Raw genomic sequence first — 23,848 nt, forward strand, 5'->3', positions numbered from 1 at the left:
ATTATGTCGATGAAGTGGTGCGGTCCAGCGCGGTTGAGATTCCCAGCGGGAACCTGGTAGTGGACGGTGTGGCGTATGAGCTGAAGTCCAGCGGCACCGGTTACCAGACCACGGAGGTAGTGGCCAACCAGATGAATACGGCCCTGGTCGTCACCAACACCTACACCAAGGCTGGTGAGATCCAGCCCCAGGAGGGTATGCTGCGTGTCACCAAGGTGATGGAGCTGCCCGAAGGCATGAAGCTGCCCGAGGACTATCAGGTAACCCTGAAGGTGACCGAGGACGGTACCAAGATCGGTGAAAAGACCTTTGGGTACTACCAGTTGGTGAATGGAAGCGCCAGCTTTGACATCTATGGCGTGGAGCCCGGTGAGCACACCTATTATGTCGATGAAGTGGTGCGGTCCAGCGCGGTTGAGATTCCCAGCGGGAACCTGGTAGTGGACGGTGTGGCGTATGAGCTGAAGTCCAGCGGCACCGGTTACCAGACTACGGAGGTAGTGGCCAACCAGATGAATACAGCCCTGGTCGTGACCAATACCTACACCAAGGACGAGACTCAGCCTCCTGTTGAGGGTCCTGTGCTGACCATCACCAAGACTGCCAGCGCCTCCAGCGTTGAGGCAGGTAGCAATGTGACCTATACCATTGAAGTCAAGAATACCGGCACTGAGACCGCGAAGAATGTGCAGATGAACGATACGCTGCCCGCTGGTTTGGAGTATGTGAGCTATGAAGTGGTGAGCGGTAAGGATAGCGTCGTCACGCGCGGCAACGATGTGACGTGGCAGCTGGATGATTTGGAGCCGGGTGCGGACGTGGTGCTGAAGCTGACCGTCAAGGTGAGCAGCGACGCGGCTGCTGGCACCGTGATCAACACGGCTACCGCGACTGCGGACAATGCGGCCGAAGTGTCTGCCAGCGCCTCCTTTGAGGTGAAGGGGAGCACGGATCCCGATCCCACTCCTACCCCCACTCCCACCCCCACCAATCCTCCCTATGTGCCTGACGACGACGATGACGACGATCCTCCTGTTGTGATCGTGGATCCCACGACTCCTCTGGGCCCCGGCACTTCTCCCGAGCCCACCACTGAGCCGACTACCGAGCCCACCGAGGAGCCCACTGAGATCCCCGAGGAGACCACTCCCCTGGCTCCCGATCCCGGCGTCGGGGATAATGGCGACGGGGATGATGGCGATGCGGACATCACCGACGGCGAGACGCCTCTGGGCAACCTGCCTCAGACCGGCGCTGTGGCCGCTCCCGTGAATCCCGCCACTACCGCTGGCCTGGTGGCTCTGGCCTTTTCCATGGCTGGCTGTGGTCTGTACTTCACCTTTGGCCGCAAGAAGGGTGAAGAGGAGGACTAAACCTCCGGTAAAACCGAATCAGATCCGGTAAGAGAGACCGCCGCTGCATGATGCAGCGGCGGCCTTTTTTTATAATGTGCCTGGTGAAAAACAGAAGGGTTTCATGCAAAGTGTTAAATTAAAAAATAAATTTTAAAATGTAACCGTATTTGTAACCGTTGCATTTTATAATAGGGCACACAAACACAAGAGAGAACCTTCCGCGCTCTTCGGGAGCGGATCGGAAGCGTGCAAATGGCAAACCGGTGGAAACGCCGGGACGCAAAGCTCAGGAGACTAAAGCGAGAGATCCCGCCAAGTCAGTCCGGCCGCCACGGATTTGATTCTCAGACTGATCGAAAGAGGAGAATGAATGATGTTGGCGAAGAACCCCACTATGAAGCGAATTGTTTCGTCTGCCCTGGCCGTAACGATGGCGGTCAGCATGGTTTCTACCACCGCCCTTGCCACGGAAGGCGGCGAGGAGGAGCTGTTCCCCATTGTGGACCCCGGCTTTACGGTCTCGGTGGATGAGACTACGGAGGAGCCCGAAGTCAGCGTGGAGCCCGAGGTCACGGAAGAGCCTGAGACCGCGGAGAAGGTCGAGGACACTGACGACACGCTCCCCGTTGTGGACCCCGGCTTTACCGTTCCGACCAATGAGGTCACCGATGAGACCGAGACTACGGAGGAGCCTGTGGAGGACGAGGTGCCGCAGGACGAGGTGCTGGAGAACGGCATGAACGTGTCGGGCGACGACGTGAAGGTGGAAGAATACCACGTTCTGAACAGCGCTCTGGCCGCCATGCGAGCTCAGGCCGAGGCGGAGGACGCCCGACTGACCAAGAAGGGCGTCACCTTTACGGAGGTTGTCTTTACCTTTGCGGATGGGTATTCGGTCAACGCCGGCCCTCTGGTTGGCATGTGGCGGGCCACCGTGGAAGGGATCAGCGACAACCGGCAGCCGGAAAACCTCACCGGCATCACGCTGCGTTACTATGACTGGCTCAAAGTAAAAAGGTATTCCTATACCTTTACGCCGGATCAGCTTCAGGCGGTGCGGTATGAGGCCGGCCTTCTGGACTATGCCGAGGTCTGCATCTACGACGAACCCACCACCGTTTACTACACGGTGACCCTGGACTATGGCTACCAGTTCGACGAAGGGAACAACAGCACCTGTTCCTATGTGACCGTGGAAGAAGGAAACTGTCTCTCCCTGGAGGACCCGGAGCGCGAGGGCTACCGGTTTGAGGGCTGGTACAGCGATGAGAACCGGACCGAAGCATTCGACACCACCACGGAGATCTACAGCGATATGACCCTCTATGCTGGCTGGAGTGAGCTCCCTGAGGAGCCCAATCCCACTCCCAGCACCGACCCGACCCCTACTCCTGCTCCGAGCACGGACCCCACTCCTATCCCCAGCACCGATCCGGAGTACCCCCCTTATGTTCCCGATGACGAGGATGACAAAGACAATGTAGTCATTGAGGATGAGGAGATTCCGCTGGACTCTGATCCGGACGCGACGGAGGAGGAGCCCTCTGAGACCGAGATCGTGGAGGAGGAGACTCCTTTGAACGGTCAGCCCGAAGCCACTGAGGAGTCTGCCGAGGTCAACCAGGCGGAGGTCACGGTGGAGGAGGCTCCCGTGGAGATCCAGGATGCGGGCGTGGCCCTGGGCGACCTGCCCCAGACCGGCGCTGTGGCCGCTCCTGTGAATCCCGCCACTACCGCGGGCCTGGTGGCCCTGGCCTTCTCCCTGGCCGGCTGTGGACTGTACTTCACCTGCGGACGCAAGAAGGGCGAAGAGGAGGACTAAGTTCCCCGCTCAGACAGCCTGAACTGCCATAAAAAAGTCCGCCGCTGCAATTTGCAGCGGCGGACTTTTTTGCCTTATTACTTCTGGGGGTGGAACACATAGCGGTCCAGACGCTGGAATGCCTCCTCCAGCAGTACCTGGGGCAGCGCCAGATTCATGCGGATGGCGCAGGGGCCGTGGAAGGGGCGGCCGTCCTGCCACAGGACGCCCACCTCAAACCCGGCGGCGAGCAGCCCGTCGATGGTCTTGCCGTGGTCGGCGCACCACTGGGTGCAGTCCAGGAAGAGCATGTAGGTGCCCTCCGGCTTGCTGACCTGCACGCCGGGGAAGTGATCCCGGATGAAGTCGCAGGCGTAGTCCACGTGCTGGGTGAGCACTTCCCGCAGCTCATCCAGCCACTGATAGCCCTCCGGCTGATAGGCGCCGATGAGGGCGTGCATGCTCAGCACATTCTGGTCGTTGTAGTGGCACAGGGAGGACTCCTTTTCCACCCGCTCCCGGATCCAGGAATTATAAATAATGTGGTAGCTTCCCACCAGACCCGCCAGATTGAAGGTCTTGCTGGGGGCGTAGAGGGCCACGGTGCGCATGCGGGCGTCCTCGCTCACCGATTGGGTGGGGATGTGCTTGTGATTCCCCAGAATCAGGTCGGACCAGATCTCATCGGAGACCACATATACAGCGTACTTGCGGTAGAGCTCCATGGCCCGCTCCAGCTCCCAGCGCTCCCACACCCGGCCGCAGGGGTTGTGGGGGGAGCAGAGGATGGCGGCGTGGATCTTCTCCTTGCGGAGCTTTTCCTCCATATCGGCGTAGTCCATGCGCCACACGCCGTTTTCGTCCTGCTTGAGGGGGCTGTGGACGATGTGGTAGCCGTTGTTGGTGAGGCTCCCGGTAAAGCCGATGTAGGTGGGCGAGTGGACCAGGACCTTGTCGCCCTTGGAGCAGAACACGTTGAGGGCGCTGACCACCCCGCCCAGCACGCCGTTTTCATATCCGATGTGCTCGGCGGTCAGGCCGGTGACGCCGTTGCGCGTCTCCTGCCAGCGGATGATGGCGTCATAGTACTCCTTCCGGGTGTTGAAGTAGCCGAAGGCCGGGTGCTGGGCCCGGCGGATGATGGCCTCCTGTACCGTGGGGACGGTGGCGAAGTTCATATCGGCCACCCACATGGGGATGGGAGTAAAGCCTTCCCGGATGGGGACGGGATTGGCGCGCATGGCAGCCTCCGGCTCCAGGGCAATGGCGTCCTTGCCCACCCGGTCCAGAATGCTGGTAAAATCGTATTGCATACAGCAGCCTCCTTGGTACAGTGTCGTTGTGGAACCAATCGAATGTTATTATACCGCGTCCGACTGTCGGCGAAAAGCCCCGAACGGGGGGATTTTCCGCCGCCGGCGCAGTTGCCGGAGCCGTGGGGCTGTGCTATCATAGATTTCATGTGTCCGCGCAGAGGCGCGGCGGAGAGGAGTGAGCAGATGCCGCAGCTGTGGTGTCAGCCGTTTTATTTTCTGATCCTCTGTCTGGGGGTCTACTATGTGGCGCGGTCCCGGCGGGTCTTCAGCGAGGCCTGGAACAAGCGCAATCTGGAGTCTTTTTTCCAGGAGCAGTGCGGTCAGTCGCTGCGGCGGGAGATCGGGCGGGGGCTGCTGCGCACCCTGTTCGGAGATCTGCCGCTCTTTTCCTGGCTGATGATGTTTTCCATGCTGCGCCAGGGCGGCGCCGGGTGCCTGTTCTGGTATGCGGTTTGTATGCTGCTGTGGCTGCATCCGCTGGGGGCGCTGTCTGCCCTGTGGGAGTACTACCGCGCGCCGGGGGAAAAACAGCCGGATCTGGGCCTGCTGCTGGAGCGCATCCGGCGGCGGAAGGGCATAGAGCCCCGGCCCCGGGCGGTACGGGGGTTGCATATTCTGCACCTGCTGTTTCTGGCCTGCCTGCTCCCCTGCATCAGCGGCGCCGTGAGCTGGGACGGCCTGCCTCTGCCCCGGCTGGGCACCTCTTTGGTGTGGGCGGCGCTGGCCTGGGCGGTGTGCCGGGTGGGCGGAGAGCGGATGCGCCGGGCGGCGGCGACCCTGTTTCTGGTCTTTTTGGGCGGGGCGCTGCTCTGGAACCTGGCCAACCTCATTCCCGCCATCGGGCTGGTCCTGCGGGACGCCTTCCAGCTCAACCGCTTTCTCTTTGCCCTCTCCGGGGCGGGACTGGAGGCGGCGGTGCGCAGCGGCGTGCAGCTGGGCACCGGGACCTTTCTCCTCCAGGGGGCGGCGGCCCGGGCGGAGGAACCGGCCTTCCCCCATCCGATCCATGCCGCGGTGTATGCCCAGATGCGGGGAACCTGCCAGCTGGTGCTGCAGTTGGCGGTGGGGCTCCTCTTCCTGTGCTCGGAGATGGTGCCGGCGGAGAACCAGATTATCCAGCCGGTGCTGTACACCTTTTTCTGCCTGTTCGGTCTGGAATTTGTGTTCAGTAACCTGCGGGGCCTATTCCGGATCGGGCGGCGGTGGGAGGCCCTGGCGTGTCTGGGCGTGTTGGGGGCGCTGCTGGTGGCGGACGGCCTGAGCGGGAGCTCCCTGCTCCTCCATGTGTCCTGGAGCGTGCTGTGGCTGATGGCGCTGAGTGCGGCAGGTCTTCTGATGATGGATGCCAGTTGGTATTTTATTCTTTTGGAACAGTACCGGGATGTGTATCTCTGGCACGTTGCACCCCATCCCCGCGTGTCTTCCCACATGAAATGGTGAGGACTATGGGAACTTTCCCATAATTATAAAATAATTTTCAGACATTTATGAATTATAATACATTAAAGTGTTACCATTTTAAGGTTGGGACGCCCGTGGCCCGGCGCGGCGGCGAAACGAACGGGTCCTTCCGATCGGAAAGGAGACAGTATGTTCAAATATCTGCTCAAACGGATCTTATCCGCTCTGATCACCATTTTCTTCATCATCACCATCACGTTCTTCCTGATGAAGGCCATTCCCGGTGATCCTTTTGCGGCGGAAAAGATGCCCAATGCGGAGATCCGCGCGGCGATGATGGCCAAATACGGCCTGGATCAGCCGGTGTGGAAGCAGTATCTCATCTACCTGAACAACTTCATCCACGGGGACTTCGGCGTGTCCTACACCAAGGCGGGCATGACGGTCAACCAGGTCATCGGCGACGGCTTCCCGTACTCCCTGACCATTGGTATTTACGCATCCCTGCTGGTGGTTTTTGCAGGCATCGGCTTCGGCGTGGTGTGTGCGCTGCGGCAAAATAAATTCATCGACCGCTTCTTCATGGTCCTGGCCACGCTGGGCTCCACCATCCCCAGCTTCGTGCTGGCCACCGGCTTCCTCTTCCTCTTCAGCAAGACGCTGGGTCTGGTGCCGGCCTTCGGCGTGGACACGGTGGCGGGCTACATCGGGCCGGTGGTGGTCATCGGCGCCTTCCCGCTGTCCTTCATCACCCGTCTGACCCGGACGAGCCTGGTGGAGGTGCAGCAGCAGGACTACATCCGCACCGCCCGCAGCAAGGGCATCTCGGAGTTCAAGGTGGTGTGCAAGCACGGCCTGCGCAACGCCCTGCTGCCGGTGGTCACCTACATCGGGCCCATGGTGGCCTCCATCGTCACCGGCTCCTTTGTCATTGAGAAGGTGTTCGGCATCCCCGGCGTGGGCAGCCTCTTCACCAACAGCATCATCAACCGGGATTACCCGCTCATCATGGGCATCACGGTGTTCTTTGCCGTCCTGCTGGTGTTGGCGGTGCTGATCGTGGACTTTATCTATGTGCTGATCGACCCGAGAATCAAGCTGGAGTGAGGAGAATCGCATGAACAAGAACAACACAGACCTCCGCTGGCAGCCGGCCGACCGGGACGCGCTGGCCTCGGAGACCATCGCCGGCCCCAGCCTGACCTACTGGCAGGACTGCTGGCAGCGGCTGCGGAGGAACAAGACCGCCCTGCTCTCCTTCGTGGTGGTGCTGGTGGTGGTGTTTTCCGCCATTTTCGTGCCCCTGTTCTGGCCCTATTCCTATGAGGAGCAGGAGCTGATGTACGCCAACATTCCCCCCGAGCTGGAGATCTACGATTTGGGCGGGGAGAACTATGTGTACATCACCAACGAGTACAAGTGCATCAACACCGACGACAAGGGCAACCTCCTGGGGGCCTCCACCCTGGTCAAGGACGACAAGTCCAACCGCTTCTACACCTATGAGGTGGGCGGCCAGGAGCTGACCGTGGACTACGGCGTGTACTTCCGGGCCAAGACCGAGTACATGGAGCAGGAGGCCATCCACCGGGACGGCAGCGACGTGGTGGTGGCCGACGTGGAGTACCTGCAGGAGTACTTCGGGGACGACGCCCCCGAGACCGTCTCCCTCCGGGAGGCCGAGCACATCCTGGAGGACAAGATGGAGCGTTTCCACGTGCTCTACAACGGCGAGCAGATCCGCCCCTTCAAGACGGTGCTGAACAAGACCTACATCTGGGGCACCGACTCTCTGGGCCGTGACCTCTTCATCCGCGTGGTCTACGGCGCCCGGGTGTCCCTGCTGGTGGGCGTGGTGGCCGCGCTGGTGAACTTCGTGGTGGGCGTGCTGTACGGCGGCATCGCCGGCTACTTCGGCGGCACGGTGGATAACGTGATGATGCGTATCGTGGATACCATCAGCTCCATCCCCATGATGCTGTACGTCATTCTGCTGATGGTGGTCATGGGCTCCGGCCTTCACTCCATCATCCTGGCCATGGGCCTTACCTACTGGGTGGGCATGGTGCGTATCGTGCGCTCCCAGGTGCTGAGCATGCGGGAGCAGGAGTTCGTCTCCGCCGCCATTCTGCTGGGCGTTCCCACCCGGAAGATCCTCACCCGGCACCTGATCCCCAACGCCATGGGCCCCATCATGGTGTCCATCACCATGCAGATCCCCAGCGCCATGTTCACCGAGGCGTTCCTGAGCTTCATCGGTCTGGGCGTGTCCAAGCCCCAGGCCTCCTGGGGCGCGCTGGCCAACGCCGCGCTGCCCAGCCTGTATACCAACCCCTATCAGCTCTTCTACCCCGCCCTGGTGATGAGCGTCACCATCCTGGCGCTGAACCTGTTCAGCGACGGCCTGCGGGATTCGCTGGATCCCAGACTGAGAAAGTGAGTTCTGTCCTATGTCGAGACGTTTACTTTCGGTACGAAATCTAAAGACCTCCTTCTTCACCCACGTGGGCGAGGTGCAGGCGGTGCGCGGCATCGACTTTGACGTCAATCAGGGCCAGGTGCTGGGCATCGTGGGCGAGAGCGGCAGCGGCAAGAGCGTCACCAGCCTCTCCATCATGGGCCTTCTGCAGCACCCCGGCCGGGTGGTGGACGGCGAGATCCTCTTCCAGGGGGAGGACATCCTCTCGTACAACAAGCGCCAGATGCGCAAGGTCCGCGGCAAGGAGATCGCCATGGTGTTCCAGGACCCCATGACCTCCCTCAACCCGGTGTACACCGTGGGCAACCAGATCATGGAGATGATCCTGGAGCACGAGAACATGAACCGGGCCCAGGCCAAGGAGCGCGCCATCGAGATGCTCCGCCTGGTGGGCATCCCCTCCCCGGAGAAGCGCATCCACAACTACCCCCACGAGTTTTCCGGCGGTATGCGCCAGCGCGCCATGATCGCCATGGCCCTGGCCTGCAACCCCAAGCTCCTCATCGCCGATGAGCCCACCACCGCCCTGGATGTGACCATCCAGGCCCAGATCCTCAACCTCATCAAGGACCTGAACCGCAAGCTGGACATGACCACCATCCTCATCACCCATGACCTGGGCGTGGTGGCTACTCTGTGCGACAAGGTGGTGGTGATGTACGGCGGCCTCATCATGGAGGACGGCACGGCGGAGGACATCTTCTATCACCCCCAGCACCCCTACACCATGGGCCTGATCGACTCCATCCCCCGGGTCACCGGCGGCGAGAAGCAGCGCCTCAAGCCCATCCCCGGCACCCCGCCCAACCTGATCAACCCCCCGAAGGGCTGTCCCTTCAGCGCCCGGTGCCCCTACTGCATGAACGTGTGTACCCAGGAGACGCCGCCCTACTTCCAGGAGGACGGCCACCGGACCATGTGCTGGCTCCTCCACGAGGAGGCGCCGGAGAATCCGGACTATGAGAAGCGGAAGGGAGGGACCCGGCGTGCCGACGGATAAACTGATCGAGCTGGACGGCCTGACTAAGTATTTTTATAAACCCATGGGCCTGCTGGGCCGGAAAAAGCAGGTCATCCAGTCGGTGGACCATGTGAGTTTCCACATCCTCCGCCACGAGACCTTCGGCCTGGTGGGCGAGTCGGGCTGCGGCAAGACCACCATCGGGCGGACCATCACCCGCCTCTACGAGCCCACCGAGGGAAAGATCCTCTACGACGGCACCGACATCAGCCACCTGAAGGGGCAGGAGCTCCTCCCCTTCCGCAAGCGCATCCAGATGATCTTCCAGGACCCCTACGCCTCTCTGGACTCCCGTATGACCGTGATGGACATCATCCGGGAGGCGCTGGACCTGCACGGCGACCTCCACACCAAGGAGGAGCGGAACCAGCGGGTCTATGAGCTGCTGGACCGCGTGGGCCTCCAGCGGGAGCACGCCAACCGCTACCCCCACGAGTTCTCCGGCGGCCAGCGTCAGCGCATCGGCATCGCCCGTGCTCTGGCGGTGGACCCGGAGTTCATCGTCTGTGACGAGCCCATCTCCGCGCTGGATGTGTCCATCCAGGCCCAGGTGGTCAACATGCTGGAGGATCTCCAGAAGGAATTCGGCCTGACCTACCTCTTCATCGCCCACGACCTGTCCATGGTGCGCCACATCTCCAACCGCATCGGCGTCATGTACCTGGGCAAGCTGGTGGAGGTGGGCGACAGCGAGGAGATCTACCAGCACCATCTGCACCCCTACACCGAGGCGCTGCTGTCCTCGGTGCCGGTGCCCGATCCGGAGACAGCCCGGCAGAGCCAGCCCATCATGCTGGAGGGCGACATCCCCTCCCCCATCGCGCCTCCCTCCGGCTGCCGGTTCCGCACCCGCTGCCCCTACGCCACGGAACTCTGTGCCCAACAGGAGCCGCCCCTGGTCAACGTCAACGACCATCACGCGGTGGCCTGTCATCGAGCGACACCCCAGGCATGAGAAGAAAAAGGAGGATTACCATGAAAGCGAAGAACCTGACCGCGCTGCTGCTGGCGGGTGCGCTGACGCTGGGCCTGTCGGCCTGCGCGCCCACCACCGGCAACACCACCCCCAGCACCCAGCCTACCGGCGGGGATACCGGCAGTGTCTCCACCGACTACCTGGTGTACAATGTGGGCGAGGAGCCCAAGACCTGGGACCCCCAGCTGAACACCTCCAGCATGGGCGGCCACATCATCCTGAACCTGTATGACGGCCTGGTCCGCGACACCCAGGAGGGTATCAAGATGGCCTCCGCCGAGAGCTACACCACCAGCGCCAACGCCGAGGGCGTGGAGGACACCGTCTACACCTTCACCCTCCGGGACGGCCTGAAGTGGTCCGACGGCGAGCCTGTCACCGCCCACGACTACGAGTACGCCTGGAAGCGGGCCTGCTCCCCCGAGATGGCCTCTCCTTACGCCTTCCTGATGACCGACTACATCAAGGGCGCCTATGAGTACTTCAGCGGTGAGGGCACTGCCGACGACGTGGCCGTCAAGGCCCTGGACGACAAGACCCTCCAGGTGGAGCTGAAGCAGCCCACCGCCTACTTCCTGAACCTGGTGGGCTGGTTCACCTACATGCCCTGCCGTGAGGACATGACCTCCACCGGCGAGGGCTGGGAGAAGGACCCCGCCAAGTGCGTCACCAACGGCGCCTTCACTCTGGAGGAGTACCAGGTGGGCTCCCACATCCTCCTGAAGAAGAACGAGAACTACTGGAACGCTGACAACGTGGAGCTGGCCGGCGTGAAGGTCCTCTTCATCACCGACGCCACCACCTCCCTCCAGGGCTATCAGGCCGGTGAGATCAACGTCACCAGCATCCTGCCCGGCGAGGAAGTGCCCCGCCTGCTGGCCGAGGACCCCAACTTCAGCAGTGATCCCGCTCTGGGCACCACTTACTTCATGTTCAACATGGACGCCGACGTGGTCAACGACCTGAACGTCCGTAAGGCCCTGACTCTGGCCATCGACCGCTCCATGATCGTGGACCAGGTGCTGCGCGACGGCGCCACCCCCGCCGCCGCCTTCGTGGCCCCCACCTTCAAGCTCTCCACCGGCGAGAGCGTGCGTCCTCTGGATGAGAACGGCAACGTGGTGGAGGAGTACGAGATCGATCCCTACTCCGCCAAGGTGGAGGAGGCCCAGGCCTACCTGGCCGAGGCCGGCTACCCCAACGGCGAGGGCTTCCCCAAGCTGAAGGTGCTCTACTATGAGGCCGGCAACAACGGCCTGATCTGCGAGGCCGTGCAGCAGATGTGGCAGGAGAACCTGGGCATCTCTGTGGAGCTGCAGGTCCAGGAGTACGCCACCTTCACCAACACCGTGAACTCCGGCGACTGGACCATCGCCCTCACCGGCTGGAGCGCCGACTACAACGACCCCATGACCATGCTGTCCCTGTTCAGCGCCGAGGGTCTGAACGATCCCCGCTGGCGCTATAAGCCCTATGCCGGCGTGCCCGACGACACCACCCTCAACCCCGAGAACGAGGCCTATGACAACGCCGTGAAGATGGCTGCCAAGACCTCCGGCGAGGAGCGCGACGGCTACCTGAAGGAGGCCGAGGACGTGCTCATGGAGAACATGGTCATCTGCCCCATCAGCTACACCACCTACACCCAGGTCATCGACCACAGCAAGGTCTCCGGCCCGGGCCGTACCCCCATCGGACAGTGGGACTTCCAGTACTATAAGATGATCGGCTGATCGTCGCCCGCGCCCCCCACGGCCGCCGCAGGCCTGTGGGGGGCGCTTTTCAAAGTGGAATGCCATGTGATATAATGAACCCACAAATCGCCCTCCTTCGCCCCGGCGGGGAGGAATTTTCGGGAAAGGGGGAACCAGGGATGTGGATCAGCGTCATTGAGGACGAGGCGGTCCTGAATAATCTCATCACCAAGTATCTGCAGAAGGAGGGGTATCAGGTCCGCAGCTACCTCAACGGAGAGGACGCCGTGCAGAACCTGGACAAGCCCACCGACCTGTGGGTCATCGACATTATGCTGCCCGACATCGACGGCTTTACGGTGTTCCGGGAGGTACAGCAGAAAAATCCCAACAGCTATGTCATCTTCATCTCGGCCCGCAACCAGGACATCGACCGGGTGGCGGGGCTGGAACTGGGGTGTGACGACTATATCTCCAAGCCCTTCCTGGTGCGGGAGCTGGTCATCAAGATCAACCGCCTCCTGAAGGGGAGCCGCCCCAAGGCCACCGAGGTCCATGTGGGGCCCTACACCGCCCACCTGGAGAAGCATCTGGTCTACCGGGGGGAGGAGTGCATCAGCCTGACCGTGAAGGAGTACGACCTGCTGCTCCATCTGGCGGCCAACCGGGGCCATGTGCTCAAGCGGGGAGACATCCTCAACTCGGTATGGGGCTATACCTTCTACGGCTCCGACCGGGTGGTGGACGACACCATCCGCCGCCTGCGCAAAAAGCTGCCGGAACTGGACATCGCCACTCTATATGGACTGGGCTACTGCCTGAACGAGGAGAAAGATGGACCGCAACTCGATTAAATATTGGATGCAGGACCGGCCGCTGCACATCCAGGTGTGGCTGCTGCTCTCCCTCTTCGGGACGGCCATTTTGCTGGCCGCCCTTCTCTACGCCCTTTTGTTCCTCCTGCCCGCCGGGGCGCTGGACGCGGCGCAGTGGCGGAAGGTGGGGTACCTCTTCCTGATGATCCTCATCGCCAACTTCTTTGTGGCCAAGGTGGTCACCGAGCGCATCACCGAGCCCTTTGAGAAGCTGGCGGAGAACCTCTCCCGGGTGAAGAACAAGAACTGGAGCGATAAGATCCTCCAGGTTTCCCGGAAGGACGAGATCGGATGCATCATCAACACCCTCTCCCAGATCCAGCGCAACGTGGTGGAGATCAACGAGGATGAGGAGCTTTTCTACCAGAGCGTGTCCCACGGCCTCAAGACCCCCATCATGGTCATCCAGAACTGCTGCACCGCCTACCAGGACGGCATCTACGGCGACGAGGCCATCGACATCATCATGAAGGAGAGCCTGGCCCTGGAGCGGGATATCCGCAAGCTCCTGTATGTCAACTCCTTCGACCACATGCTGGGCAAGCAGAGCGAGTTTACCGCCGTGTCGCTGGACGAGCTGCTGGAGAACTGCCGCAAGCGCTTTACCGGCAACGAGCGGGGCATCCGCATCACGGTGCCGGAACACACCGGGTTCCGGGTGCCGGGCAACGCGGAGTCCCTCCAGACGGTGTTCGACAACCTCCTGGAAAACGACCTGCGCTACGCCCGCAGCTATGTGCGCGTCACCATAGCGGAGGAGAAGCAGGGCCTGCACCTGACCTTCGAGAACGACGGAGATCCCATTGAGCCGAAGGTGTTGGACCGGCTCTTTGAAAAATTCTACAAGAGCACCGACGGAAACTTCGGCCTGGGCCTGTTCATCGCCAAAAAGATCGTCCTCTTCCACAAGGGGGAGATCTGGGCGGACAATTTCGAGGACGGGGTCCGCTTCCATGTGGTGCTGCGACAAAACAGCCCCCGGCTGGAGCCGGGCGGCAGAACTGCGAGGGAATTGCCATGAATCAGCGCTTTTTATACGACATGCTCACCACCGAGTCGGTGAGCGGCGGGGAGATCGCCCTTCAGAAGAAGGTAATGGCCTATATGAAGGAGCAGGGCGTCACGGTGGAGACCGACCGCTGCGGCAACGTGGTGTCGGTCCTCAACCCGGAGTCCCCCATCAAGGTGCTCCTGTGCGGCCACATCGACGAGATCGGCTACCGGGTCACCCACATCACCGACGAGGGCTACCTGAAGGTGGCCATGGCCGGCGGCGTGCGCCTGGCCCTGGCCCAGGGCAAGCGGGTGACTGTGCTGGGCAAGCGCCGCATCACCGGCGTGATGGGCCTGCTGCTGGACAAGGGCGAGGTGCGCACCGACATCCAGGCCACCGACCTCTACATCGACTGCGGCTTCACCAGCCGGGAGGAGGCCGCCGCGCTGGTGTCCCCCGGGGATTTCGTCACCTACACCGATACGGTGGATGAGCTTCAGAACCACCGCATCGCCGGCCGGGGCCTGGACGACCGCCTGGGGGCCTATACCGTCCTCCACGCCCTCCTCCGCGCCCGGGAGAAGGGCGCCAAGGTGGGCGTTTACGCCGCCACCACCGTGGGCGAGGAGACCACCATGCGGGGCGCCTACCATGTGGCCAGCCGTCTGGAGCCCACCCTGGCCATTGCGGTGGACGTGATCCACAGCTCCGACTTCTCCGGCTCCCTCCCCCAGCGCTTCGGGGACATCCGCCTGGGCGGCGGGCCGGTGCTCTGCCACAGCGCCGCGTGCAGCGCCCCGGTGAACCGCGACCTGGCCGACGCGGCGGAGCGCCTGGGCCTGGCGGTGCAGTACGAAGTGACCCCCCGGGTCATGGGCACCGACGCGGACAAGATCAACCAGACCGGCAAGGGCGTGCCGGTGACCACCGTGTCCATCCCCCTGCGGTACATGCACACCCCGGCGGAGGTGGCCTCCCTGGACGACGTGGACCAGACTGTGGAGCTGCTGGCCGAGTTCCTGTGCGGCCTGGAGGGGGTCAACCTGGACCCCTTCGCCGACTGAGAGGAGGGAACACACCGTGCTGCTGCTGACCAACGGCGTGTTCGCCACCATGGACCCCGCCCGGCCCCTGGCCCGCGCGGCGGTGGTGGACGGGGCGTACTTTGCCTATGTGGGCGAGGAGGCGGAGGCCCGCGACTTCCTCCGCGCCTTTGCCGGTGAGCAGGTGGAGGAGGTGGATCTGGGGGGCAAGTTCGTCCTCCCCGGCTTCAACGACTCCCACCTCCACTTTATCCACTATGTGAAGGCCCGCCTGTCGGTGGACCTCTTCGGCTGCACCTCCCTCACCGAGGTGCAGGACCGGCTGCGCAAGGGGCTGGAGGGCTTTGATAAAAATTCCGGCCGCTGGCTCATGGGCGAGGGCTGGAACCACGAGCTCTTCACCGACGGCCGCCGCTTCCCCAACCGGCACGACCTGGACGCGGTGAGCCGGGAGGTGCCCATCCTCATCCTGCGGGGCTGCTTCCACGTGGGTGCGGTGAATACGAAAGGCCTGGAGCTTCTGAAGCTCACCAAAGAGAGCGCCGGGCAATACGGCGACTTTCTGGAGCTGGACGGAGACGGGGAGCCCACCGGCGTGCTGAAGGAGAACCTGCTGGACGACGTGAAGGGGGCGCTGCCCTCCATCGGCCTTGCCGACCTGCTGGAGCAGGTGAAGCGGGCCCAGTATGACTTCTTTGCCGAGGGCCTCACCAGCCTCCAGACCGACGACTTCAAATACGCCCCCGACGAGGACCCTTACGCCCTCATGGACGGGCTGCGGGCCCTCTCCGAGCGGGGGGAGCTGAAGCTCCGCCTGGCGGAGCAGGCCCTCCTCACCGAGCCCGAGACCCTGGACGAGTTCTTCCGCCGGGGTATGGCCCAGTACGGCGGAGGGACGGGCTTCCGCATCTCCACCGTGAAGATCCTGGCCGACGGCTCTCTGGGCGGGCGGACCGCCTATATGCAGGAGCCCTACGCCGACGACCCCACCACCCGGGGCATCCCCATCTATGAGCAGAAGGAACTGGACGCCCTGGTGGAGACCGCCCACCGCCACGGCATGCCGGCGGCCATCCACGCCATCGGGGACGGCGGGGCCGAAATGGCCCTCACCGCCTTCCAGCGGGCGGAGGAGCGCTGCCCCTGGTTCCAGCCCCGCCACGGCCTGGTCCACTGTCAGGTGATGACCGCGGAGCAGCTGCGGCGGATGAAGGCCCTGGGCGTGACTGCCTTTGTCCAGCCGGTGTTCATCAACGGCGACATGCACATCGCCCCCGCCCGGCTGGGAGAGGCGCGCCTGAACGGCTCCTACGCCTGGGGCACCATGGAGCGGCTGGGCATCCCGGTGGCCTACGGCACCGACGCTCCGGTGGAGCAGATCCGGCCCCTGGACGGCATCTACTGTGCCGTCACCCGCCGGGATTTCGAGGGCAACGGCCCCTTCCTCCCCGGCGAGGCGGTGAGCGTGGAGCAGGCCCTGTACGCCTACACCGTGGGCGGGGCCTACGCCTCCGGCGAGGAGGCGGTCAAGGGCCGCATCCGTCCCGGTATGCTGGCCGACTTTACGGTGCTGGACCGGAACCTCTTCACCATCCCGCCGGAGACCATCCGGGAGGCCCGGGTGCTCGCCACCTATGTGGGGGGCGTGCAGGTCTAGCGGCGGGAAATCTGAACCGGCAGGACCCGGAAGCTTTATACTTTTTTTTCAATAGTAAGCGAAAATAACGGCTAACGAAATCAATTTGACGCCCACCAGACTGAGGGGTATAGTGGGGACAGACCCGCGCGCGGCATGACCTGAAATCCGAGAGATGAAAGAGAAAGGAACGGATGGTATGAAACGCTCGATGTTCGCACTGCTTCTCACTCTGGCACTGGTCCTGGCCCTGAGTCTGGCGGTCGGGGCCAAAACGGTCTACCCCATCTGGATCAACGGCGAAAAGACGGAACTGGCCGGCGACACCACCGCCGGTGTGACCACCATCGGCCTGCGTGCGCTGGCCGAGGCACTGGGTTTTGAGGTGAATTTTGTGGATTCCAGCATCCAGATCACAGAGCCGGATCAGGTAAAGATCACCACTCTGACCGAGAACAACAACGGAGACAATCCGGACACCAGCGCGGAGTTCGGATTCTCGGTCCTCATTGAGACAGAAAAGGACAAGATCCTGTTTGATACCGGCAAGGCCGGGCAGCTGCTGGCCAACGGCAAGGCGCTGGGAGTGGACCTCTCCGACTGCACCAAGCTGGTGCTCAGCCACTCCCATTATGACCACTGCGGCGGCCTCATCCCCTATTTCCAGGAGTACGGCGCGGAGAACAAGACCCTCTTCCTGAAAAACAGCTTCTTCAACAACGCAGACAGCAAGTATTACTACGACGCCGTGGGCCAGAAGTTCGACTTCACCGACGGTACCAAGGGCTATTTCCCGGTGGGCATCGACTTCGACGAGCAGGACCTGCTGGACCTGGGCGTGGCCATCGAGTATATCGACACCACCTGCATGAAGGTGGCCGACGGCGTCACCATCTACGGGAATTTTGACCGGGACAAGAACTTCGAGCTGGCCCCCAATATGCTGGACCGCCTGGAGAACGGGGAGTATGTGGTGGACGACTTTGACGAAGAGGTGGCTGTGGCAGTGGAGACCAGCAAGGGCCTGGTCATCGTCTCCGGCTGCTCCCATAACGGGATCCTGAACATCGTCAACACCATCGAGAAGCGCTCCGGGGAGAAGGTGTATGCGGTCATCGGCGGTTTCCATCTGCTGGACGCTGATGAGGCCACCATCCAGGCCACCATCGACCGCTTCCAGGAGCTGGGCGTGCAGCGCATCGGCCTGTCCCACTGCACCGGCGCCAAGGCCACCCAGATGTTCCTGGAGCAGATGCCGGAGCAGACGTTTGTCAACAGCACCGGACATGTCTATGTCGTAGACTGATCCGGAAGGGCCCGCGCGGCAGGAAGCCATGGGCGGAGCGGGAAAAGCCTTCCGGAGAGCATGTCTGTACCGATCAGAAAGGAGTGCAGAGCCATGTGCGATCCCCTTCGGCAGGTGACCCACTGTGAGAACATCCGCCTCGCGGAGGACGGGCGGAGTGTCATTATTCTGGACCAGACCCAGCTGCCCAACCGCACCGAATACCGCGCCCTCCGCACACCGGAGGAGATGTACGAGGCCATCCAGCTCCTGCGGGTGCGGGGCGCGCCGGCCATCGGCATCTGCGCGGGCTATTGCATGTATGTTCTGGCCCGGCAGATGGAGGAGCGGGACTACGACGCCTTTGCCGGGCGCTTCCACGCCCTCAAGGAGTACCTGAATGCCTCCCGGCCCACGGCGGTGAATCTAAGCTGGGCCCTGGGCCGGATGGAGCGGGTGGTCACCGGCCACCCCGGCGCGTCGGTGGAGGAGCTCCTGCCCCTGCTGGAGGCGGAGTGCAAGGCCATCCACCGGGAGGACATTGCCATGTGCCGTTCCATCTCGGAGCACGGCCTGGCCCTTCTGAAGGACGGCGACGGCATCCTCACCCACTGCAACGCCGGACCTCTGGCCACCTCCCGCTACGGCACCGCCCTGGGGCCGCTCTTCCTGGGCAAGGAGAAGGGCATGCAGTTCAAGGTCTTTGCCGACGAGACCCGGCCTTTGCTGCAAGGCGCCCGCCTCACCTCCTATGAATTGCAGCGGGCGGGCATCGACGTCACCCTCATCTGTGACAATATGGCTTCTATCGTGATGAAAAACGGCTGGGTGCAGGCCTGCCTGGTGGGGTGCGACCGGGTGGCGGCCAACGGCGACACCGCCAACAAGATCGGCACCAGCGGCGTGGCCATTCTGGCCAAGCACTACGGCATCCCCTTCTATGTACTGGGGCCCACCTCCACCATCGACCTCTCCTGCAAGAGCGGCGACGATATTGAGATCGAGCTGCGGGACGGGGCGGAGATCCGGGAAAAGTTCTACGCCGAGCCCATGGCCCTGCCGGAGGTCAAGTGCTACAATCCCGCCTTTGATGTGACGGATCACAGTCTCATCACCGGCATTGTCACGGAGAAGGGCGTCTGCTATCCGCCCTATACCGAGTCCCTGGCGGCTCTGTTCCGCTGAGGGGCGTACTCACAACAACTAAAACCCTGCGGCCCCGGCCGCAGGGTTTGTTGTTTTCCGGACAGCACGGTGGGGGCCTTGACTTGTCCTATAATTTTTGGTAGAAAGATAGAGTAGAACGTGTGGTATGGGTAAATCCGACAAAAACGGACCGTCTGATTTGTGGACTCTTCCATAGTTTCAAAGTGCCCGAAAAAAGGGACATGTGGCCTTTCTTTTTGGGTGAATTCGCCTATATAATAGAGTCATCAGACGGAGCAGTTTGGACATACCGCACGACCAGCCCCTCGTTTGACGGTAAGGAGATGGGAGCTTGTGGATATGTTCAAAGAACTGCCACCGGAAAAGCGGCGATATATGGAGCTGCTGTTCCAAAATTGCACTGAAGAGGTCAAATATTATATGGCCGTAGTGGAGATCGAACCCGGCCGTGAGTTTATCAAGGCTGGCGCCGACTGTACCCAGATCTTCCTGATCCTCTCCGGCAAGGTCACCGGCGTGGAGTGGCCCACCCACGAGCGGGCCTATCCCTTCAAGGATTTCGGCCCCGGCGACTTCTTCGGCGAGATCGAGTGCTTTGCCGGACTGCCGCAGTACCGCATCAGCATCGTGGCCGCCACCAGGTGCAAGGTGCTCACCATCCCGGCGGATGCCTACATGGACTGGCTGCACATGGATGTGGACGCGCTGTTCCTCCGGACCCAGGAGAACATGCACCGGCTCATCACCCAGACCGCGGAGGCGAGAAAGTACCTCTTCATGGAGGGCAAGGACCGCCTCATGGTCCACCTCATCCGCTTCTACGAGCAGCACCAGCCCCTCCCCGACTCCGTGGAGCTGCGCCAGACCCGGACCCAGATGGCGGAGGAGATCGGCTTCTCCACCAAGACCCTCAACCGCAGCATCAAGCGCCTGGAGGAGCTGGGCCTCATCCGGCTGAACAAGGGCAAGATCGTCATCTCCCGGGAGGGCTACGAGGAGATGAAAGCCCACTACATCGAGTATTATCTCAACGGCTGACCGCTGGCCGACGCGGGAGCCTTTTCCATTTCAAACCATGAGACAGGAGGAATCGCCATGTATGTAGGAAAAAATGTGACCCGCGTGGACGCCTACGACAAAGTGACCGGACGGACCAAATATACCGATGATCTGTGCGACAAGGGCGCCTATATTGCCAAGATCCTGCACGCCACCATCCCCAACGGTCGGGTGGTGTCCATCGACGTGAGCAAGGCCGAGGCCATCCCCGGCGTGGTGAAGGTGTTTACCTGCTTCGACGTGACCGAGAAGCACTACTTCCCCACCGCCGGACACCCCTGGTCCACCGACGAGAGCCACCAGGACGTGGCCGACCGGCTGGTCCTCACCGACCGGGTGCGCTTCTACGGCGACGATGTCGCCGCCGTCGTGGCCGAGAACGAGGTGGCCGCGTCCCAGGCCCTGCGGGCCATCCAGGTGGAGTACGAGGAGTACCCCTTCGTCCTGGACGTGCGGGAGGCTATGAAGGACGGCGCGCCTCAGCTCCACGAGAATTACCCCAATAACATCCTCAAGCACACCTCCATCCGCAAGGGCAACTACGAGGAGGCCATCAAGGAGCCCGGCCTCACCAAGGTGGAGGGCTGGTACAGCACTCCCACTGTGCAGCACTGCCACATCGAGAACTTCATCTGCACCGCTGAGATGGTGGGCGACCGCATCAAGGTGGTCACCTCCACCCAGATCCCCCACATCGTCCGCCGCGTGGTGGGCCAGGCCCTGGGGATTCCCTGGGGCAAGATCCAGGTCATCAAGCCCTACATCGGCGGCGGCTTCGGCAACAAGCAGGACGTGCTCTACGAGCCCCTGTGCGCCTGGTTGTGCATGAAGCTGGGCGGCCATCTGGTGAAGATCGACATCCCCCGCGAGGACACCTTCGTCTCCAACCGGGTGCGCCACGCCATCCTCAGCCACATCGTCTCCTGGGTGCGGCCCGACGGCACCTACGCAGCCCGCAAGCTGGAGGCCTTCTCCGACCAGGGCGCCTACGCCTCCCACGGCCACAGCATCGTGGCCAAGGGCATGGGCTGCTTCCCCCAGCTCTACCCCTGTGACAACGTGGAGTGCGATTCCTACACCGTGTTCACCAACAAGTCGGTGGCCGGCGCCATGCGCGGCTACGGCATCCCCCAGGCCATGTGGGCTGTGGAGTGCCACACCGAGGACGTGTGCGCCAAGATGGGCCTGGACCCCATCGAGTTCCGCCGCAAGAATCTGATGCCGGTGGGCTTCACCGATCCCTTCTCCAAGAACGAGCTCTACTCCGACACCTTCAACCAGTGCATCACCAAGGGTATGGAGGCCACGGATTATCTGCGTAAGTACAAGGAGTATCAGAACCAGACCGGCGACGTGCGCCGGGGCATCGGCATGGCTGTGTTCTGGTACAACACCGCCGTGTGGCCCATCTCGCTGGAAACTTCCTCCTGCCGGATGGTCCTCAACCAGGACGGCTCCCTCCAGGTGCAGCTGGGTGAGACCGAGATCGGCCAGGGCGCCGACACCGCCTACACCCAGATGACCGCCGATGTGGTGGGCGTGCCGCTGAGCGACGTCCACGTGGTCTCCTGCCAGGACACCGACGTGACCCCCTTCGGCACCGGCGCCTACGCCTCCCGTCAGACCTACACCGCCGGCTTTGCCATCCGCCAGACCGGCCTGCTGCTGAAGGAGCGCATCCTCAACTACGCCCACGAGCTGACCCGGATGCCGGTCTACAACCTGGACATCATCAACGGCAAGATCGTCCGCATCACCGACGGGCGGGAGCTGATGAGCCTGGGCGACCTGGCCACCGAGGCCCTGTACAGCCTCACCCACAGCGAGCACATCACCGCTGAGAGCACCTCCCAGATCAAGTCCAACGCCTACTCCTTCGGCTGCACCTTCGCCGAGGTGGAGGTGGACATCCCCCTGTGCAAGGTGAAGCTCCTGGACATCGTCAACGTCCACGACGCCGGCACCATCATCAACCCCGCCCTGGCGGAGGCCCAGGTCCACGGCGGTATGAGCATGGGCATCGGCTTCGGCCTGTCGGAGAAGCTGCTCTTTGATGAAAAGACCGGCAAGCCGCTGAACAACAACCTGCTGGACTACAAGCTGTCCACCTTCATGGATCACCCCCGTCTGCGTGGCTATTTCGTGGAAAATCCCGAGCCCACCAGTGCCTTCGGCACCAAGGCTCTGGGCGAGCCTCCCACGTGCTCGGTGGCCCCGGCCATCCGTAACGCCGTGTATCAGGCCACCGGCGTGGCGGTGGACGACGCGCCTGTCAATCCGCACATCCTGTTCCGCAGATTCCAAGAAGAAGGCCTGATTTAAGGAGGCGACCGAGTTATGTATGACATGAAAGCGCTCTACGAGGCGGAGAGTGTGGCCCATGCGGTGCAGCTCCTCACCGAGCACCCCGAGGCCCAGATCATCGCCGGCGGCAGCGACGTGCTGGTCCAGATGCGGGAGGGCAAGCGGGCCGGTAAGGAGCTGGTGAGCATCTACATGCTGGACGAGATGCGGGGCATCTCCTATGAGGACGACGGCGCCATCCGCATCGGCTCTCTGACCAGCTTCTCCCACATCACCAAGGACCCCATCATCCAGAAGCACATCAACGTGCTGGGCGAGGCGGTAGACATGGTGGGCGGACCCCAGATCCGCAACATCGGCACCATCGGCGGCAACACCTGCAACGGTGTGACCTCCGCCGACTCGGCCTCCACCCTCTTCGCCTGGGACGCCATCATCGAGATCACCGGCCCCGACGGGGTGCGGCGGATCCCCATCCAGGATTTCTACATCAAGGCGGGCAAGGTGGACCTGCGCCCCGGCGAGCTCCAGACCGCCATCATCATCCCCAAGGCCTCCTATGAGGGCTATCAGGGCCACTACATCAAGTACGCCATGCGCAACGCCATGGACATCGCCACCACCGGCTGCTCGGTGAACGTGAAGCTGTCGGCGGACAAGAAGACCATGGAGGATGTGCGCATCGCCTACGGCGTGGCCGGCCCCATCCCCATGCGGGCGGTCACCGCTGAGGCCAAGGCCAAGGGTCAGCCCACCACCCAGGCGGCGGTGAAGGCCTTTGCCCAGGCGGTGCTGGAGGACGTCCATCCCCGTGACAGCTGGCGCGCCGCCAAGGACTTCCGCGAGCACATCGCCGTGGTCCTGGCCGAGCGGTGCCTGACCGAGTCCATCCGTCTGTCGGGAGGTGAGATCGATGAGTAATCAGTACAAACTGGTCAAGTGCACCATCAACGGCAAGCAGGTCGAGAAGATGGTGGACGTGCGGGCCTCCCTCACCGATATGCTGCGGGACGACTTCCGTCTCACCAGCGTGAAGAAGGGCTGCGAGGTGGGCGAGTGCGGCGCCTGCAACGTGCTCATCAACGGCGAGGCCTTCAACTCCTGTATCTACCTGGCCGTGTGGGCCGACGGCAAGGAGATCCTCACCTTGGAGGGCCTGGCCGGCCCCAACGGAGAGATCTCCGACATCCAGCAGGCCTTCATCGACGAGGCCGCGGTCCAGTGCGGCTTCTGCACTCCCGGCTTCATCATGAGCGCCACGGAGCTGCTCAACGCCCACAAGGAGTTCTCCGACGACGAGATCCGCAAGATGCTCTCCGGCCACCTGTGCCGCTGCACCGGCTACGAGAACATCTTCCGGGCCGTGAAAAAGACCATGCTGCGCCGCTTGGGCAAGTATGCCGAGGCTGACGCGGTGTAAGCTCCCTCACACCACTTCAGGA

Annotated in this window: 19 protein-coding genes and 1 riboswitch; of the genes, 18 read left to right on the forward strand and 1 reads right to left on the reverse strand. The window is 62.5% G+C overall.

What is annotated here, in order from left to right:
• Both B5G43_RS10070 and B5G43_RS10075 read left to right on the forward strand, forming a co-directional pair.
• Window positions 1-1,373: DUF11 domain-containing protein (locus B5G43_RS10070; protein ID WP_143382855.1), on the forward strand; the 1,373-nt coding region annotated here is incomplete at its 5' end.
• A 226-nt stretch (window positions 1,374-1,599) separates the two neighbouring features.
• Window positions 1,600-1,689, forward strand: a riboswitch (cyclic di-GMP riboswitch).
• 60 nt (window positions 1,690-1,749) lie between these two features.
• On the forward strand, window positions 1,750-3,177 hold the full coding sequence (locus B5G43_RS10075; RefSeq protein ID WP_158097404.1) for an InlB B-repeat-containing protein: 1,428 nt from the start codon (window positions 1,750-1,752) through the stop codon (window positions 3,175-3,177).
• 77 nt (window positions 3,178-3,254) lie between these two features.
• On the opposite strand, the gene B5G43_RS10080 is transcribed toward B5G43_RS10075, so the two are convergent.
• Window positions 3,255-4,469, reverse strand: a complete 1,215-nt coding sequence (locus B5G43_RS10080) for an aminotransferase class I/II-fold pyridoxal phosphate-dependent enzyme (RefSeq protein ID WP_087260856.1) — start codon at window positions 4,467-4,469, stop codon at window positions 3,255-3,257.
• A gap of 186 nt (window positions 4,470-4,655) precedes the next feature.
• Here B5G43_RS10080 and B5G43_RS10085 point away from each other — a divergent pair, with 186 nt between their 5' ends.
• From B5G43_RS10085 to xdhC, 16 genes are all read left to right on the forward strand, one after another.
• The gene (locus B5G43_RS10085) at window positions 4,656-5,912 is read left to right on the forward strand and encodes a hypothetical protein (RefSeq protein WP_087260858.1); all 1,257 of its coding nucleotides are present in this window, start codon (window positions 4,656-4,658) and stop codon (window positions 5,910-5,912) included.
• Between the two features lie 150 nt (window positions 5,913-6,062).
• Window positions 6,063-6,980, forward strand: coding sequence for an ABC transporter permease (locus B5G43_RS10090; protein WP_087260860.1), 918 nt, complete (start codon window positions 6,063-6,065; stop codon window positions 6,978-6,980).
• Window positions 6,981-6,990: 10 nt separating this feature from the next.
• On the forward strand, window positions 6,991-8,313 hold the full coding sequence (locus tag B5G43_RS10095; protein ID WP_087260863.1) for an ABC transporter permease: 1,323 nt from the start codon (window positions 6,991-6,993) through the stop codon (window positions 8,311-8,313).
• 10 nt (window positions 8,314-8,323) lie between these two features.
• Window positions 8,324-9,352 (forward strand): ABC transporter ATP-binding protein, encoded by a 1,029-nt coding sequence (locus B5G43_RS10100; RefSeq protein WP_087260865.1) that lies wholly within the window; start codon window positions 8,324-8,326, stop codon window positions 9,350-9,352.
• Entirely contained in the window at window positions 9,339-10,328 is a 990-nt protein-coding gene (locus tag B5G43_RS10105) for an oligopeptide/dipeptide ABC transporter ATP-binding protein (protein ID WP_275532315.1), read from the forward strand. Before B5G43_RS10100 ends, B5G43_RS10105 begins: the two co-directional genes overlap by 14 nt.
• Before the next feature lie 20 nt (window positions 10,329-10,348).
• Entirely contained in the window at window positions 10,349-12,082 is a 1,734-nt protein-coding gene (locus B5G43_RS10110; protein ID WP_158097405.1) for a peptide ABC transporter substrate-binding protein, read from the forward strand.
• 140 nt (window positions 12,083-12,222) lie between these two features.
• A complete protein-coding gene (locus tag B5G43_RS10115; RefSeq protein ID WP_087260872.1) occupies window positions 12,223-12,897 on the forward strand; it encodes a response regulator transcription factor in 675 nt (224 codons plus the stop codon).
• A complete protein-coding gene (locus B5G43_RS10120; RefSeq protein ID WP_087260874.1) occupies window positions 12,878-13,939 on the forward strand; it encodes a HAMP domain-containing sensor histidine kinase in 1,062 nt (353 codons plus the stop codon). The genes B5G43_RS10115 and B5G43_RS10120 overlap by 20 nt, the downstream gene beginning before the upstream one ends.
• The gene (locus B5G43_RS10125; RefSeq protein ID WP_087260876.1) at window positions 13,936-14,976 is read left to right on the forward strand and encodes a M20/M25/M40 family metallo-hydrolase; all 1,041 of its coding nucleotides are present in this window, start codon (window positions 13,936-13,938) and stop codon (window positions 14,974-14,976) included. Before B5G43_RS10120 ends, B5G43_RS10125 begins: the two co-directional genes overlap by 4 nt.
• A 16-nt stretch (window positions 14,977-14,992) precedes the next feature.
• Window positions 14,993-16,612 (forward strand): amidohydrolase, encoded by a 1,620-nt coding sequence (locus tag B5G43_RS10130; protein WP_087260878.1) that lies wholly within the window; start codon window positions 14,993-14,995, stop codon window positions 16,610-16,612.
• A gap of 178 nt (window positions 16,613-16,790) precedes the next feature.
• Window positions 16,791-17,897 carry an MBL fold metallo-hydrolase gene (locus B5G43_RS10135; RefSeq protein WP_158097406.1) on the forward strand — a complete coding sequence of 369 codons (1,107 nt, stop codon included), beginning with the start codon at window positions 16,791-16,793 and terminating at the stop codon, window positions 17,895-17,897.
• 93 nt (window positions 17,898-17,990) lie between these two features.
• Window positions 17,991-19,061: an S-methyl-5-thioribose-1-phosphate isomerase gene (gene mtnA, locus B5G43_RS10140; protein WP_087260882.1), complete on the forward strand. Its 1,071-nt coding sequence runs from the start codon at window positions 17,991-17,993 to the stop codon at window positions 19,059-19,061.
• 402 nt (window positions 19,062-19,463) lie between these two features.
• On the forward strand, window positions 19,464-20,081 hold the full coding sequence (locus B5G43_RS10145; RefSeq protein ID WP_242960529.1) for a Crp/Fnr family transcriptional regulator: 618 nt from the start codon (window positions 19,464-19,466) through the stop codon (window positions 20,079-20,081).
• Between the two features lie 57 nt (window positions 20,082-20,138).
• Window positions 20,139-22,424, forward strand: coding sequence for a xanthine dehydrogenase subunit XdhA (gene xdhA / locus B5G43_RS10150; RefSeq protein WP_087260886.1), 2,286 nt, complete (start codon window positions 20,139-20,141; stop codon window positions 22,422-22,424).
• A gap of 15 nt (window positions 22,425-22,439) precedes the next feature.
• Window positions 22,440-23,327, forward strand: coding sequence for a xanthine dehydrogenase subunit XdhB (gene xdhB, locus B5G43_RS10155; protein WP_087260888.1), 888 nt, complete (start codon window positions 22,440-22,442; stop codon window positions 23,325-23,327).
• Window positions 23,320-23,826 (forward strand): xanthine dehydrogenase subunit XdhC, encoded by a 507-nt coding sequence (gene xdhC, locus B5G43_RS10160; protein WP_087260890.1) that lies wholly within the window; start codon window positions 23,320-23,322, stop codon window positions 23,824-23,826. Before xdhB ends, xdhC begins: the two co-directional genes overlap by 8 nt.
• Window positions 23,827-23,848: the final 22 nt, after the last annotated feature.

The organism is Flavonifractor sp. An92, from assembly GCF_002159175.1.
Lineage (GTDB): Bacteria > Bacillota > Clostridia > Oscillospirales > Oscillospiraceae > Pseudoflavonifractor_A.